General features: G+C 46.6%; 16 protein-coding genes, 2 riboswitches and 1 other annotated feature. Of the genes, 10 read left to right on the top strand and 6 right to left on the bottom strand.

Features of this window, described 5'->3' with window-relative positions; translation table 11 throughout:
- The first annotated feature begins 33 nt into the window (after positions 1 to 33).
- Positions 34 to 135, top strand: a riboswitch (guanidine-I (ykkC/yxkD leader).
- 61 nt (positions 136 to 196) lie between these two features.
- The 6 genes from BTR1S_RS04340 (at position 197) to BTR1S_RS04315 (ending at position 5,070) form a co-directional block, all read left to right on the top strand.
- The gene (locus tag BTR1S_RS04340) at positions 197 to 526 is read left to right on the top strand and encodes a DMT family transporter (protein WP_029418603.1); all 330 of its coding nucleotides are present in this window, start codon (positions 197 to 199) and stop codon (positions 524 to 526) included.
- On the top strand, positions 526 to 840 hold the full coding sequence (locus BTR1S_RS04335; RefSeq protein WP_006638501.1) for a DMT family transporter: 315 nt from the start codon (positions 526 to 528) through the stop codon (positions 838 to 840). The genes BTR1S_RS04340 and BTR1S_RS04335 overlap by 1 nt, the downstream gene beginning before the upstream one ends.
- 102 nt (positions 841 to 942) lie before the next feature.
- Positions 943 to 1,845 (top strand): formyltetrahydrofolate deformylase, encoded by a 903-nt coding sequence (gene purU / locus BTR1S_RS04330; RefSeq protein WP_029418602.1) that lies wholly within the window; start codon positions 943 to 945, stop codon positions 1,843 to 1,845.
- 58 nt (positions 1,846 to 1,903) lie between these two features.
- Positions 1,904 to 2,116, top strand: a binding site (T-box leader).
- Between the two features lie 60 nt (positions 2,117 to 2,176).
- Positions 2,177 to 3,274, top strand: coding sequence for a glutamate 5-kinase (proB, locus tag BTR1S_RS04325; RefSeq protein ID WP_029418601.1), 1,098 nt, complete (start codon positions 2,177 to 2,179; stop codon positions 3,272 to 3,274).
- Positions 3,275 to 3,287: 13 nt separating this feature from the next.
- Entirely contained in the window at positions 3,288 to 4,535 is a 1,248-nt protein-coding gene (locus BTR1S_RS04320; RefSeq protein WP_006638498.1) for a glutamate-5-semialdehyde dehydrogenase, read from the top strand.
- A gap of 109 nt (positions 4,536 to 4,644) precedes the next feature.
- A complete protein-coding gene (locus BTR1S_RS04315; protein ID WP_029418600.1) occupies positions 4,645 to 5,070 on the top strand; it encodes an organic hydroperoxide resistance protein in 426 nt (141 codons plus the stop codon).
- 55 nt (positions 5,071 to 5,125) lie between these two features.
- Here BTR1S_RS04315 and BTR1S_RS04310 read toward each other — a convergent pair whose 3' ends face one another.
- Positions 5,126 to 5,578: a MarR family winged helix-turn-helix transcriptional regulator gene (locus tag BTR1S_RS04310; protein ID WP_006638496.1), complete on the bottom strand. Its 453-nt coding sequence runs from the start codon at positions 5,576 to 5,578 to the stop codon at positions 5,126 to 5,128.
- A gap of 165 nt (positions 5,579 to 5,743) precedes the next feature.
- Between BTR1S_RS04310 and ohrB the strand changes: the two genes are divergently transcribed.
- A complete protein-coding gene (gene ohrB / locus BTR1S_RS04305) occupies positions 5,744 to 6,157 on the top strand; it encodes an organic hydroperoxide resistance protein OhrB (protein ID WP_006638495.1) in 414 nt (137 codons plus the stop codon).
- Between the two features lie 69 nt (positions 6,158 to 6,226).
- Positions 6,227 to 6,871 carry a hypothetical protein gene (locus BTR1S_RS04300; protein WP_029418599.1) on the top strand — a complete coding sequence of 215 codons (645 nt, stop codon included), beginning with the start codon at positions 6,227 to 6,229 and terminating at the stop codon, positions 6,869 to 6,871.
- A gap of 48 nt (positions 6,872 to 6,919) precedes the next feature.
- On the opposite strand, the gene guaD is transcribed toward BTR1S_RS04300, so the two are convergent.
- Complete coding sequence (gene guaD, locus BTR1S_RS04295; RefSeq protein WP_006638493.1) at positions 6,920 to 7,390, bottom strand: guanine deaminase; 471 nt, start codon at positions 7,388 to 7,390, stop codon at positions 6,920 to 6,922.
- 145 nt (positions 7,391 to 7,535) lie between these two features.
- Between guaD and BTR1S_RS04290 the strand changes: the two genes are divergently transcribed.
- The gene (locus tag BTR1S_RS04290) at positions 7,536 to 8,168 is read left to right on the top strand and encodes a histidine phosphatase family protein (protein WP_006638492.1); all 633 of its coding nucleotides are present in this window, start codon (positions 7,536 to 7,538) and stop codon (positions 8,166 to 8,168) included.
- 79 nt (positions 8,169 to 8,247) lie between these two features.
- On the opposite strand, the gene BTR1S_RS04285 is transcribed toward BTR1S_RS04290, so the two are convergent.
- The 4 genes from BTR1S_RS04285 to isp all read right to left on the bottom strand — a co-directional run bounded on the left by BTR1S_RS04285 (position 8,248) and on the right by isp (position 13,175).
- A complete protein-coding gene (locus BTR1S_RS04285; protein WP_029418598.1) occupies positions 8,248 to 8,943 on the bottom strand; it encodes a WXG100 family type VII secretion target in 696 nt (231 codons plus the stop codon).
- Positions 8,944 to 9,255 carry a hypothetical protein gene (locus tag BTR1S_RS04280; RefSeq protein ID WP_006638490.1) on the bottom strand — a complete coding sequence of 104 codons (312 nt, stop codon included), beginning with the start codon at positions 9,253 to 9,255 and terminating at the stop codon, positions 8,944 to 8,946.
- A 206-nt stretch (positions 9,256 to 9,461) separates the two neighbouring features.
- On the bottom strand, positions 9,462 to 11,750 hold the full coding sequence (gene metE, locus BTR1S_RS04275) for a 5-methyltetrahydropteroyltriglutamate--homocysteine S-methyltransferase (protein ID WP_029418597.1): 2,289 nt from the start codon (positions 11,748 to 11,750) through the stop codon (positions 9,462 to 9,464).
- A 149-nt stretch (positions 11,751 to 11,899) separates the two neighbouring features.
- Positions 11,900 to 12,092: riboswitch (cobalamin riboswitch) on the bottom strand.
- Between the two features lie 129 nt (positions 12,093 to 12,221).
- Positions 12,222 to 13,175, bottom strand: coding sequence for a serine protease Isp (gene isp / locus BTR1S_RS04270; RefSeq protein WP_006638488.1), 954 nt, complete (start codon positions 13,173 to 13,175; stop codon positions 12,222 to 12,224).
- A 260-nt stretch (positions 13,176 to 13,435) separates the two neighbouring features.
- On the opposite strand from isp, the gene BTR1S_RS22395 reads away from it, so the two are divergent.
- Positions 13,436 to 13,621, top strand: a complete 186-nt coding sequence (locus tag BTR1S_RS22395; protein WP_224254526.1) for a transcriptional regulator SplA domain-containing protein — start codon at positions 13,436 to 13,438, stop codon at positions 13,619 to 13,621.
- Positions 13,622 to 13,638 lie beyond the last annotated feature (17 nt).

Raw genomic sequence — 13,638 nt, 5'->3', positions numbered from 1 at the left:
CTGATAGTCTATTTCATAACTGAAGAATACAGCGTTAAAGTTTTCTAGGGTTCCGCGCATCTGTATGTGGCCTGGTCCGAGAGAAAACACATATGAAGCTTCATATGCACACGGAGGGATAAAAGCCCGGGAGTATCGTATTCACCGATAACCCGGGTTTTTTCTTTTTGCAGAAATATTGAATGGAGGGAACGATATGAGATGGGGAAACGTTGTCTTGGCAGCCTTGTTTGAAATTCTTTGGGTGGCCGGGCTGAAACACGCGGGAACAGCTATCGAATGGATCGGCACCGCATTCGCCGTCGCCGCCAGTTTTTACCTATTGGTCAAGGCCGGGAAGAACCTGCCGGTCGGCACCGTATACGCCGTGTTTACAGGACTGGGCACAGCGGGCACGGTGCTGTGCGAGATCATTCTGTTCAACGAACCAGCCAACCTCATCAAGCTCTTGCTGATAGGCGTTTTGCTGTGCGGTGTAATCGGTTTGAAACTTGTCACACATGAGGAGAAGGAGGAAGCATCATAATGGAATGGATCTATTTAATCGCCGCCGGCTTGCTGGAAATGCTCGGCGTGACGATGATGAACCAATTTCACAAAGACAAGCGCCTGAAATGGATTTTTCTTTTGATCATCGGTTTTGCCGCTTCGTTTATCCTGCTTTCTCTGGCGATGAACACTTTGCCGATGGGAACGGCATACGCGATTTGGACCGGCATCGGGGCTGCAGGCGGAGCGCTCGTCGGCATCCTGTTTTACGATGAACCGAAGGATGCCAAGCGAATGTTTTTTATTGCGCTTATTTTGGCGTCGGCTGTCGGGTTGAAGCTGATCAGCTGAAGAAAAAATCCGTTTCATTAAAATAGGGTTTTCATAAATTGATTTTTCAAAAAACTCCAGTATAATGAAAAGATAGTTTAAGAAAAAGAGGGTTTTCAAACAATGGAATCATATATGAAACAGCAATTAAATCATTATCAAGAGATCAATAATGAAAAAGCGCGCCTGCTTGTCAGCTGTCCGGATCAGCCGGGTATCGTCGCGGCGGTTTCTGCGTTTTTATTTGAAAACGGCGCGAATATTATTGAATCCAGCCAATATACGACAGATCCCGAAGGCGGCCGCTTCTTTCTGAGAATCGAATTTGAAGCCCCGGGAATCCGTGAAAAAATCGCCAAGATGAAAGAAACGTTCACTTCTGTGGCGGAGTCTTTCCAAATGACTTGGAGCATCACCCTTGCCAGCGAATTAAAGCGGGTCGTCATATTTGTTTCAAAAGAGCTTCACTGTTTGCATGAGCTCTTATGGGAATGGCAGAGCGGCAATTTGATGGCTGAGATTGCCGCGGTCATCAGCAACCATGAGGATGGAAGGGAAATCGTTGAATCGCTCAACATCCCGTTTCTATATTTGAAAGCCAACAAAGACATTCGCAAAGAAGTCGAAGCGCAGCAGCTCAAATGGCTTGAAGAGTATCGCGCAGACGTCATCGTCCTTGCCCGCTACATGCAGATCCTGACGCCTGAATTCGTCTCAGCGCATCCGCACAAAATCATCAATATCCATCATTCATTCCTGCCCGCTTTTGTCGGCGCCAACCCGTATAAACGCGCATATGAACGGGGCGTTAAATTAATCGGGGCGACCTCCCATTATGTCACAAATGAATTGGATGAAGGTCCGATTATTGAACAGGATATTGAACGCGTCGATCACAGGGATAATGTTGAGGCCCTGAAAAACATCGGCCGGACGATTGAGCGGAGTGTCCTCGCAAGGGCGGTCAAATGGCATTTGGAAGACCGGATTATCGTCCACGGCAACAAAACGATCGTTTTCAACTAAAAAACGGATGGATTACATCTTGACAGAAGCCGTTTTCCTCGGCATAATGATAAAAAATCAGCGAGCGTTGAAGAGGACCAGTACGCAGTTCTTTCTGTGAAAGAGAGTGAAATGACATGCTGAAACATTTCACCACATGAAACCTGCCGAACCTGCCTCGGAGTCCTGGAGGGAAAACCCAGGCGCTGCCCTGCGTTACAGGGGAAAGCGGAATGCGCGTCCTGCGCATTCAATGAAGGTGGTACCGCGGAAAGCCCTTTTCGTCCTTTTTGTTTTGGCGAAAAGGGCTTTTTTTATTGGCTTCCGCCTGATCATTTCGGAGGGAAGAAACGTGAAAAAACAACGGATAGTCATTAAAATCGGAAGCAGTTCTTTAACGGATTCAAAGGGCGGTATTGACGAGGCAAAAGTCAGTGATCATGTCCGTGCGATCGCCGCTCTGAAAAAAGAAGGCCATGATGTGATTTTTATTTCTTCAGGTGCTGTCGCCGCCGGCTTTTTTCAGCTGGGATATCCGGCAAGGCCTGTTACGTTAAAAGGAAAGCAGGCCGCCGCCGCTGTCGGACAAAGCCTTTTAATGCGGCAATATACTCAGCACTTTGCAGAACACGGCCTGATGCCGGCACAAATCTTATTGACGAGAAATGATTTTGCCAAAAGAGAACGGTATCGCAATGCATATGCGACCATCATGGAGCTGATCGAGAGAGGGCTTGTTCCGATCATTAATGAAAACGATTCAGTGTCTGTAGAAGAGCTGACATTCGGCGACAATGATATGCTTTCTGCGCTTGTCAGCGGCTTGATTCATGCCGACAAATTGATCATCTTAACGGATATCAACGGCCTTTATGATTCAAATCCGGCGGAAAACCCGGAGGCCCGGCGTTTTGATTATATCCCTGAAATCACTGATGATCTATTAAGCTATGCCTCCTCCATCGGCTCGAAAGTCGGAACGGGAGGCATGAAGTCAAAGCTTTTGGCTGCAAAAACCGCTCTTTCTCTCGGTGTCAATGTATTTATCGGCACAGGAGCAGGAGAAGAAAAATTAAGTCGGATTTTAAAAGGCAGAGGGGACGGCACTTACATCGGTCAGTCAGATTTGTCATCGGTGAACAATCACAAACAGTGGATCGCCTTTCATTCACCCGTATCGGGGAAAATTATCATTGATGAAGGTGCTGAGCTGGCGCTGACCGAAAATGGAAGCAGTCTGCTCCCGGCGGGTGTGACCGATGTGTCTGGTGATTTTGCCAAAGGAGCGGTCGTCGAGGTCTACGGGCCGAACGGATTGGCAGGCAAAGGGCAAACGCTGTATTCAGCGGAAGAGCTTCTCGAAGTGAAAGGAAAGAGAAGCGGGGAATTTCCGCATGAAAAGGGAATAGAAGTCATCCATCGAAATGATTGGATAAGCATAAAAGAATAGGGGGCTGATCAACATGAGCGAAGTGATTGAAAAAGCGAAAAGAGCAAAAAAAGCGAAAGACGAGCTGGTGCATCAGACGACAGAATATAAAAACGAAGCGCTCACGTTAATTGCTGCAGCGCTTCGGGCCAAACAGGACGTCATTTTAGAGGCAAACGAAAAAGACATTGCCGCCGGCAAGGAAAAAGGGTTTTCGCCAGCGCTGTTAGACCGGCTTTCCTTAAATCCGAAACGGCTGAGCGATATCGCGGATGCCGTCATTCTCCTTACTAAGCTTGATGATCCAGTGGGGGAAAGCCTTGAAACCATCCAAAAAGAAAACGGACTGCTTATTGAGAAGGTCCGGGTTCCGCTGGGCGTTGTCGGTATGATCTATGAAGCGCGCCCGAATGTGACGGTCGACGCCGCCACGCTTTGTTTAAAAACGGGAAACGCTTGTATACTCCGCGGCAGTTCATCTGCGATCAACAGCAATAAAGCGCTTGTCAGCGTGATACAGGAAGCTCTTGAAACATCAAAGCTTCCAAAGGACGCCGTTCAGCTGATCGAAGATACGAGCAAAGAAACCGCCAAACAGCTGTTTACGTTAAATGATGGCCTGGATGTCCTGATTCCACGGGGCGGCAAAAATCTCATCGACATGGTTGTACGGGAATCAACCGTTCCTGTGCTTGAGACAGGTGCGGGAAACTGCCATATCTTTATTGACGAATCAGCGCAGAGCGATATGGCGCAGCAAGTTGTAATCAACGCCAAAACACAAAGGCCGTCCGTCTGCAATGCGATCGAAACGGTGCTGATCCATGAAAACTGGGCGAAGCGTTCAGTCCAAGAGCTGCTGCAAAGGCTGGAAAAAGAAGGTGTGGAGATTAGGGGAGACCAGGCGGTTTGCGAGCTGCTTCCTTCCGCTGTTCCCGCTGAAGCGCTCGATTGGGAGACGGAGTTTTTGGCGCCGATCGTCAGCGTCAAAACCGTCCGTGATGTGAATGAAGCGATTCGGCATATTCACCGGTACGGAACGCGGCATTCAGAAGCGATTATTACCGAAGATGATCAAAATGCCCGCTATTTTCTAACGTCTGTTGATGCAGCAGCGGTCTATCATAATGCTTCAACCCGGTTTACCGACGGATTTGAGTTTGGATACGGCGCAGAAATCGGCATCAGCACACAGAAGCTCCATGCCAGAGGTCCGATGGGTCTTCAAGCACTGACGTCCTCTAAATATATCATTAAAGGAAACGGACAAATTCGGATATGACAAACTGACATTCCGCCTGAATCTGAAGGCGGAATGTTTTTTTATTGCATCTCTAATTTATATTTTGTAAAATCTAATTGTGCACAATTAAAAATAAAGGAGATCAATCATGAAAAAATTATTATTTACATCCAAAGCTACTGCCAAAGGGGGCAGGGATGGACAAGTAGCCTCCCCTGACGGCGCACTGGCATTGGAGCTTGCCATGCCGGGAACGCCGAAAGCAAAGGAGAAAGGAGACGCCACCAATCCTGAACAGCTGTTTGCCGCGGGATATGCAGCTTGCTTTGACAGCGCGCTCCAGCTGACCGCCAAAAAAGCGCGCCTGCATATTGACACTGAGGTGACGGCCCATGTCAGCCTTCTCAAGGATGAAGCGGACGGCGGATTTAAGCTTGGCATTACACTCCAAGTGAAAGGAACAGGTATTGAAAAAGCGGAACTCGAGAAACTCGTTCATCAAGCACACGGTGTCTGCCCGTATTCAAAAGCAATTTCGGGAAATGTCGATGTCATACTTGAGGTCATGTCATAAAAAAAGGGCGCCTTCCATTGAAGGCGCCTATTCGGCTTTATAACAGGCATTTGACTTACGCTTTACCGTTTTCCTTTGTCAAGGAATCAAGAAGAGTACGGAGCGCCTCCTTTAAATGCATCAGCTTATCAGCAGGCAGGTTTGTCTGTGCCAGCATGTCAGTTGGGATGCATCTTGCTTTTTCTTTCAGAGAGGCACCCTCCGCCGTCAGCTTGACGATAACGGAACGCTCATCCTCAGGGGACCGTTGTCTCGTGATCAAGCCGCGCTGTTCCATTCTTTTCAGCATCGGGGTCAAAGTCCCGGAATCCAAATAAAGAAGCTCCCCCATTTTTTTCACGCTCAAGCTTTCATGCTCCCATAATAAGAGAAGCGCCAAGTATTGCGGATACGTAATGCCGAGTTCATCGAGCAGAGGCTTGTACAGCTTTGTCATCTCCCGCGAACTGGCGTAAAGCAGAAAACAAAGCTGTCTGTCAAGCTTCATATGTTCAAAATCATTTACCATCTGTTCACCAACTCTTATTTGTTCTTTTTTTATTGTATACGATTTTTTCTCCTTTTCCTATTCTTTCACAGACAGAGAATATTGTTCAATTCGCGGTCTATATGTTTAAAAAGTCCGTTTTGTGAAATATAAAGAATAAGGAATAATCGCAAGGAGGAATATAAGATGACGACATTATTTACAGCAAGCGTAACAGCTAAAGGCGGAAGAGCTGGACATGTGAAATCTGACGACGGTGTTTTGGATCACAGCATTGTGATGCCGAATCAAAAAAAAGATGGCGAGGCAGGAACCAATCCTGAACAGCTGTTTGCCGCCGGGTATGCGGCATGCTTTGGGGGAGCTTTGGAACATGTCGCAAAGGAACAAGGCATTGAGATTGATTCTGAGGTGGAAGGCCGGGTCAGTTTAATGAAAGATGAGAGTGACGGCGGGTTTAAGCTTGGCGTTCAGCTCGTTGTTTCAGCGAATGGGCTGGAAAAAGAAAAGGCGGAAGAGCTCGTCAAGGCCGCACATGATTTTTGCCCGTATTCCAAAGCGACGAGGGGAAATATCAATGTCGACCTGCAAGTCAAATAACCTTCTGAGACGGGAAAGCAAACATAAGGTTGTTTGCTTTCTTTTTAAAACATTCGAAAGGGGCAGCATATGAAATATATGAAAATGACACTGATGCTGACTGTACTGCTTGTGTTTACCATGTTCACAGGCTGCGGCGGCGCACAAGAAAGCGAGCAGCAAAAGCCGGCAGATCAGCACGCTCATAAAAAACTTGATTTGAAAAAATATTCTTATGATAAAGGCAGGAATTCAGAAGATGATTTTGATCTGATCGGCCAGTATATTCAAGCCGAGGATGATCAGCTGACGATCAAAGTAAAGGACCGGGAGCTGATTATTCCGAAAAGCAGACATTTTAAGAACAAAGAAGACTACGATGATCTCATGGGAAAGCTTGTGAAGGTAGAGGTGGATGGAAAAAGCCAGGAAGCGGAAGAGCTTGAACTGACGCCTCAGGCGAAAGCTGATGAAAACGGCGTATATGAGCAGGAAAGCGACGGCGGCCAAAAAGTGATCGGAACGCTTGTCAATGAAACCGGCCGGAACGTCACAGTCAAAGTGGCATCCGGGAATCAAACGTTTCAAAAAACAGCGGACTTTGAAAGGGACGTAGCAGAGAGTCCGCAAAAGCTGAAAGGGAAAACCGTAAGGCTCGAGATCCAGAAGGATGGAAAAGCAGAAAGTCTGGATTTTGAGGCGGAAGATCAGCATCTTGATTGGTATAAAAAATGAACCGCAGCCATTGAAAAGGAGCTTTCCGATGAAGGAAAGCTCCTTTATTTAATATTCTGTTTTATCGTCCGTATGCTCCCATGTCAGGAATGGCTCAAGCTTGTCCCGCAGCTCTATGTTGTAAAACGGAATGTTTCGTTCGCTTTGATCTCGTGTGAATTCCTCATAAATAAATGAATCGTCGAAACCGGCTGATGCGGCATCAGAATGCTTTGCCGCGAAATACACTTCCTTCGGCCTCGCCCAGTAAATCGCGCCTAAACACATCGGACAAGGCTCACAGCTTGTATAAAGAATGCAGTCACTAAGCTGATAATCGCCGAGCGCTTCACAGGCAAGCCTGATGGCCGTTACTTCGGCATGCGCTGTCGGATCATTGCTTGTTGTGACATTGTTTTTTCCTTCGGCAATGATTTTGCCATCCTTGACAATGACGCAGCCGAAAGGTCCGCCTGTCCCGTCTTTGACGCTTTCGACGGCAAGATCAATCGCCCGCTGCAAAAATGCTTCATGGTTCATGTCTGTATCCTCCTTGGTTGTCCTCATGTTTTATTATAGCTTACAGACGTAAAAAAAAGAAAATGGTTCAGAATATTCAAATGTTTTAATTTAGACTGTTTCTCACATAAAATAAACATAAGAAGAAAGGATAGGAGAGGATTGTTTGCTTACCTTATATATTGCCAGACACGGACAAACCGAATGGAATATTGATAAGAGAATGCAAGGCTGGGAGAATTCAGACTTAACACCTTTAGGTTTGGCGAATGCGGAGGCGCTCGGTAAAAAGCTGAAAGGTATTCAATTTCAGGCGGCGTATGTCAGTACAAGCGGGCGCGCCGTTGACTCTGCACGGGCGATGCTCCAAAACCGTTCCATTCCTTTTATCAAAGACGATTTGTTTCGCGAGATTTCCCTCGGTTCATGGGAAGGAAAAACATATGACGACATTCAACAACACGATCGGGGCAGGTTTGAAGCCTATTTCAAAGCGCCTGAGCAGTATATTTCCGATGGAGGGGAGAGCTTTGCCGAATTTGAAGTCCGAGTCAGACAGGCGCTTGGCCACATTGTTCACAACCACCAGGAAGGGAGCGTGCTGCTTGTCACGCATTCCGTTTTTATCCTGATGCTCCTGAATATTGTCAAGAACCGGCCGATCAATGAAATATGGAATTCCAGCTATGTCCATGATACGGCGCTTGCAGTTGTCACCATTTCTGAAAAAGGAGACATGACCATTTTAAAAGAAGGAGACGGTGATCACCGAATAAAACAAGCGGATGTGACATGGTAGGCCAATACATATTGACCACCGAAAAAGAAGCCTTATTCCGATAAAAGGCTTCTTTTTTCAAAAGGCGGTTCATGAAGCGCTACGGCTTTGTTGTGTCTTCACGCTGAAGATGTCCGCCATGGCGGCGAGATATTGGGAACCGTTTCACATCAGAAGCGGCTGCTTTCGTTTTGATGCTTGCAAAAGCCAAGACTGTACGTGAAAGAGAGCCTCCTACAGTTTGGTTGTATGCGAGAAGGCACATATTGTCCGTGATGCTGCTGCTTAACAGTCTGCGTACAGCCCAAAGCTGGTTCCTGCCTTGCTCATCTAGCTGAAAATAGAGGACGCGGCCTCTCAAGAACAGGCCTGACAGGCCGTTTTCTCGCAATTGTTTCAGCAATGCGAGCGGTTCAGATAATAGCGATGCCGTCAGCGTGAATCCGACGGTCGGGCATTTTGAGGCCAAAAAGCTCATAATGGGCGGATAGTCGGCTAAGTATCCGCCGCATTGATAGAGCATCTCCGCCAGCATTTGATCTGTTTTCATCATTTGTACTTCAGTGTGTGAAAGCAAATGCTCCAGATCATCGAGTGTATGCAAGTATCCTTTGAGTTCATGTTCCATTTCGGTTTGAGCTTGATCAATATCGCTTGTTTTTGCTGTCGTCACACTTGAAAGCAACACTTGCAAATGACGATTCAAAAGACGCATCAAATCGCTGATTTGCTCGTGTGAATACCGAAATTGGCGGGCGAGTGCGTGTAGATCATTTACATTCAGACGAATACTCATTTAAAGCTCCCTGGCTTCCAGCTCAAGCCTTTCAATCTCCTCGGCAACGCGCTGTTTAATGGTTCTCAGCCTGTTATACACGCGGAATTCCACGCGGTCAAGATCGTCCAAAAGGGCATCATACATTTCCCGTGCCTGTCCCCGCCATCCGTTGATATACATTTGATGAGCTTTTAAAATGCATGAACTTTCATGCCTCAGCTCTGTTATGACTGAATTCAATTCTTTGACATAAAGCTTGAGAGAGTGAATGTCGTCATCATAATTTTTTCGTTTTAATCCTTTTTCTGGGGCTTTTCCATCGTCAATCACTACATATTTTCCTTCCCTTCCATCATCTACTACGAATATGTTAAAAGAAAAGAATCTGGAAAGAAATCGTACGAATGAATCAAAAGTCATAATGAGGCATCATCAATTAGAGCTCGTTGAATAATTCTTTAGAACTATAATGAGCGGCGCCCAACAGAAAGAACCACCCGCTGTTTCGGATGGTTCTTTTTGAATTTTTTCGTAACTTAAACGGTTTGGGCCAGCTGATCTCTTGCTTGTTTTGCGGCTTCAACCATATTTTTCAAAGCGGCGATCGTTTCTTCAGGCTGTCTGGTTTTCAAGCCGCAGTCGGGATTGACCCAAAAACGGTCGGCAGGACAGACCTTAAGCGCATCCCGGATAATCGAAAGCATTTCTTCGGCAGGAGGGACGCGCGGGCTGTGAATGTCGTAAACCCCAAGGCCGAGCCCTTTTAAATAAGGGTGCTTCTCAAGGTAATCGAGGAATCCGCCGTGGCTTCTGCTGTGTTCGATCGTAATCACATCTGCGTCAAGGTCTTCAATCGTGTCGACGATATCTTCAAAATTGCTGTAGCACATATGTGTATGGATTTGCGTCGTATCCTTCACAGATGAAGTGGACAGTCTGAAAGCTTCGGCGGCCCATGAGAGATACTCATCCCAGTCGCGTTCCTTCAGCGGAAGGCCTTCCCTTAAAGCAGGTTCGTCAACTTGTATGATTTGAATACCGGCTTTTTCAAGCGCCTCTACCTCTTTTCTAAGGGCATGTGCGATTTGAAAAGCGATTTCTTTTCTCGGAAGATCATTGCGGGCGAACGACCAGTTTAAAATCGTGACAGGCCCGGTCAGCATTCCTTTTACTTGTTTGGAGGTCAGAGATTGGGCGTAAACTGTTTCTTTTACCGTCATCGGCTCTTTAAATTCGACATCCCCGTAGATTACCGGCGGCCTGACACAGCGGGAGCCGTATGACTGTACCCAGGCGTATTTGGTAAAAGCGAATCCGCCCAGTTTTTCGCCGAAATATTCGACCATGTCCGTCCGTTCGAATTCTCCGTGGACAAGTACGTCAAGACCGATCTCTTCCTGAATATCGATCCATTTTTTTGTCTCGGCTTTGATAAATGACTCGTATTGCTCATCTGACCATTCTTTTTTCCGCCATTTTTGCCGTGCGCTGCGCACTTCAGCGGTTTGCGGGAAGCTTCCGATCGTCGTAGTCGGCAGAACCGGCAGACCGAGGGATTCATTTTGGATGCGGAGACGTTCTTCAAATGGCGTCGGACGTGAAAAGTCGTCCCGGGTCAGGCTGTTTCTTTCTTCGGCGAAAGCCGTGTCCGCGGCGGTTCCGAATTGCTTGAGTGCCTGCAGATGTCCAGCGGCTTCATTAATTTCAGCACGGACGGCCGCTTTTCCGGAAACTAAGCCCTGTTTCAGCAGATTGAGCTCCAACAGCTTTTCCTTTGCGAAAGATAATCCGTTCAGCAAATCATCGGCAAGCTGTTCATCAGGGTGTTTGGCGACAGGAACATGAAGCAGGCTGTTCGAAGGCTGGATCCACACTTCTGTTGCCCCGAGACCGCCGATCAGCTCCGTTATCCAGTCGAGGCGTTCTTCAAGATTGGCTCTCCAGATGTTTCGTCCGTCCAGAATTCCTGCGGCAAGCACTTTATCTTGAGGGAAGCCATGGGCTTTCAGCTGTTCGAGATTCTTTCCTTTGTCATGGACGAAATCAAGCCCGATTCCTTCGACCGGAAAGGAGATCAGCTCCTTGTATCCATCAACTGAATCAAAATAAGTTTGCAGAAGGACATTCGGCCCGGCGACTTCGGCTCTGATCGTCTGATAGATTTCTTTTGCTGCAGCCACTTCATCAGGAGAAGCCGTGACAAGTGCTGGTTCGTCAATTTGCACCCACTTCACGCCTTCTTGTTCAAGCTCTTTCAGAACCTGGATGTAAAGAGGGATCATGCGTTGATAAATATCTTGAATATCCTGTTTTTCATAGCCCTTTGCCAGCGCCACAAAGGTGTAAAGGCCGAGAATGACGGGCTTTGTTTCGATCCCCAATGCTTCTTTTGCCCGTCGGTAGTCTTCGAGCGGCTGATTTTTGGTGAGACGGAATTGTGCGTCTTTTTCATATTCAGGAACGATGTAGTGGTAGTTTGTGTTGAACCATTTTGTCATTTCGCACGATACCGCTTCCTTTGTGCCTCTCGCCATTGCAAAATAAGTATCTAAAGGATCGTTTACATGCTTGAACCTTTCGGGGATCCAGTTGAACATCACCGCCGTGTCAAGAACATGGTCATAAAATGTAAAGTCGGAAACCGGTATGATATCGATTTGCTGATCAAGCTGTGTTTTGAGCGCCGCAATAAATTGTTCGTCCATTTCGTTCAGGAATGTCTCTCGGTCCGTCTTTCCTTTCCAATAAGCCTCAAGCGATTTTTTCCATTCCCTGTTCAAGCCGATTCTTGGAAATCCCAAGCTGCTTGTTTTCACAGTTGTCATTCGATCTCCTCCTTTTAATTTTCAATAAAAAAAGACACTCACTTTCCGGGTAGCCTGAAGGTGAATGCCTGAAAACAGCATATTTGCGAACGAGAAATAAACGTAGCTTTTGTTACGTCAACTCGAACACCTCCTATCGACCGTAGGTAAATGGTGCGTCAGAACAGGCAGGTCTCCTGGCTTGTGAATCAACGGTTATTTCACCCTTCCCGTATCGAAACAGTGGGTTTAATCTGAAATAACCTCCTCATTTACAGTGGCGGGACCGCGTTGGATTTTCACCAATCTTCCCTTTTAAAATCTAGCATTGCGCTAGATTACCATGCTCCCGGCGATGAAATTGTTTAGTAGATTATATACCGTCATGACCTTTTAGTCAAAATAATTTTTGTATTCTTATAATTAAAAAGATTCCATAAAAGTTTTCGGGGAATAAAAAAGGCTGCCGGCATTGTCGGCAGCCCCTGCTGTTTAAAGGGAAAGAAGTTTCTTTTCGCCGGCCTTTTCGGCTAATACCTCAGGCGCGGTTAAATATAAAAAGCCGTTTCCGATCAGCGCTTTTGAGTAATCAAGAGGAAGGGTTCTGCGGATTAATTGGGCATATAGCTCAGGCTCAGTCAACTTCCGTTTAAATGCGTCTTCTTCGAAGGATTTGATCAGGGCGAGCGCGCCGCTCACGTGCGGAGTGGCCATCGATGTTCCGCTCAGCTTCCCGTATTGCCTGTCCGGCAATGTTGACAGGATTTCTTCGCCTGGTGCAACCAAATCAATTTCTTTATTGGCGTTCGAAAATTCCGACGATTCCCGCGTCAGTGATACAGATCCGACTGCGATCACTTCATTATAGGCGGCGGGATATGAGTATTCCTCTGTACGGTCGTTTCCGTCGCCTTCGTTTCCGGCGGCGCAGACAACGAGAACACCGCTTTTGACGGCATTTTCTACCGCTTCTTTTAATTCCGGAACATCGGCAGGGCCGCCGAGCGACATCGAAATGATATCGGCTTTTTGTTCCACTGCGTAATTCATGCCGTTGATGATCCATTCGTATTGGCCGCTTCCGTCTTCGCCGCCGAGAACCTTGACGATTAAAAGGTTTGCCTCGGGTGCAACGCCGGAAACCCCGCCGTTTTGATCATTGGCGGCAATCGTTCCCGCTACATGGGTGCCATGTCCATTATAATCATTGAATTGATCTTCTTTTCCATTGTCATCATCTGTGAAGTTTTTGCCTCCGATGATTCTGTCCGCTAAATCGGGATGGTTGACATCACAGCCTGTATCAAGAATCGCGACGGTGACATCTTTTCCTTTAAAACCTTGTGACCACAGCTCCGGCGCCTTAATCGCATCGATTCCTTCCGGCAGTTCATTAACGTCCATAATCTTTTCGTCCGTCACATAAGGAATTAATCGCATTTGCATATAAAAGCCCTCCCTGTTTTGTGCTGCTTTAGATGGGTTACAAGGTGCGTGATACTATTGTAAAACATTTATTTTGTTAAAAAAAGGTTCATTTGTATGAATTTTATGAAAAATCTAAAAATATAGATAATAGGGGAGGAAAGTCGAATCATCAGGGATAATGTTGAGATTGTAAGCCATAAGACCTAAGTGCTCGATCTAACAGGAGAGAGAATAACTAGATGACATGACGCGTTTCATATTGCGCCGGCAAAAGGGGCATTCTATGTGAAAAAGGAGATGATGTATATATGAAAGAAAAAGAATTCCGCGATAAGGACGAGCTGTCCGTCAATCAGGCGGAATATGTTCCCCATCCGAAGTTTGACGGAGAATATGCGCTGCTGCTTCACGAAAACTACCATTTCCTATCACAAGAAAATATTTCGGATGAAAATGAAGAATAAATGGGGCTTAGATGGTG

The organism is Bacillus sonorensis NBRC 101234 = KCTC 13918 (assembly GCF_001592005.1).
GTDB classification, from domain to species: Bacteria; Bacillota; Bacilli; order Bacillales; family Bacillaceae; genus Bacillus; species Bacillus sonorensis.
Note: the sequence above shows the minus strand (reverse complement) of the source record. Positions and strands in the feature narration are given on the sequence as shown.

Coding starts and splice junctions, on each gene's coding strand:
- BTR1S_RS04340 (WP_029418603.1), top strand. CDS start 197: ATGAGATGGGGAAACGTTGTCTTGGCAGCCTTGTTTGAAATTCTTTGG.
- BTR1S_RS04335 (WP_006638501.1), top strand. CDS start 526: ATGGAATGGATCTATTTAATCGCCGCCGGCTTGCTGGAAATGCTCGGC.
- purU (WP_029418602.1), top strand. CDS start 943: ATGGAATCATATATGAAACAGCAATTAAATCATTATCAAGAGATCAAT.
- BTR1S_RS04320 (WP_006638498.1), top strand. CDS start 3,288: ATGAGCGAAGTGATTGAAAAAGCGAAAAGAGCAAAAAAAGCGAAAGAC.
- BTR1S_RS04315 (WP_029418600.1), top strand. CDS start 4,645: ATGAAAAAATTATTATTTACATCCAAAGCTACTGCCAAAGGGGGCAGG.
- BTR1S_RS04310 (WP_006638496.1), bottom strand. CDS start 5,578: ATGGTAAATGATTTTGAACATATGAAGCTTGACAGACAGCTTTGTTTT.
- ohrB (WP_006638495.1), top strand. CDS start 5,744: ATGACGACATTATTTACAGCAAGCGTAACAGCTAAAGGCGGAAGAGCT.
- BTR1S_RS04300 (WP_029418599.1), top strand. CDS start 6,227: ATGAAATATATGAAAATGACACTGATGCTGACTGTACTGCTTGTGTTT.
- guaD (WP_006638493.1), bottom strand. CDS start 7,390: ATGAACCATGAAGCATTTTTGCAGCGGGCGATTGATCTTGCCGTCGAA.
- BTR1S_RS04285 (WP_029418598.1), bottom strand. CDS start 8,943: ATGAGTATTCGTCTGAATGTAAATGATCTACACGCACTCGCCCGCCAA.
- metE (WP_029418597.1), bottom strand. CDS start 11,750: ATGACAACTGTGAAAACAAGCAGCTTGGGATTTCCAAGAATCGGCTTG.
- isp (WP_006638488.1), bottom strand. CDS start 13,175: ATGCAAATGCGATTAATTCCTTATGTGACGGACGAAAAGATTATGGAC.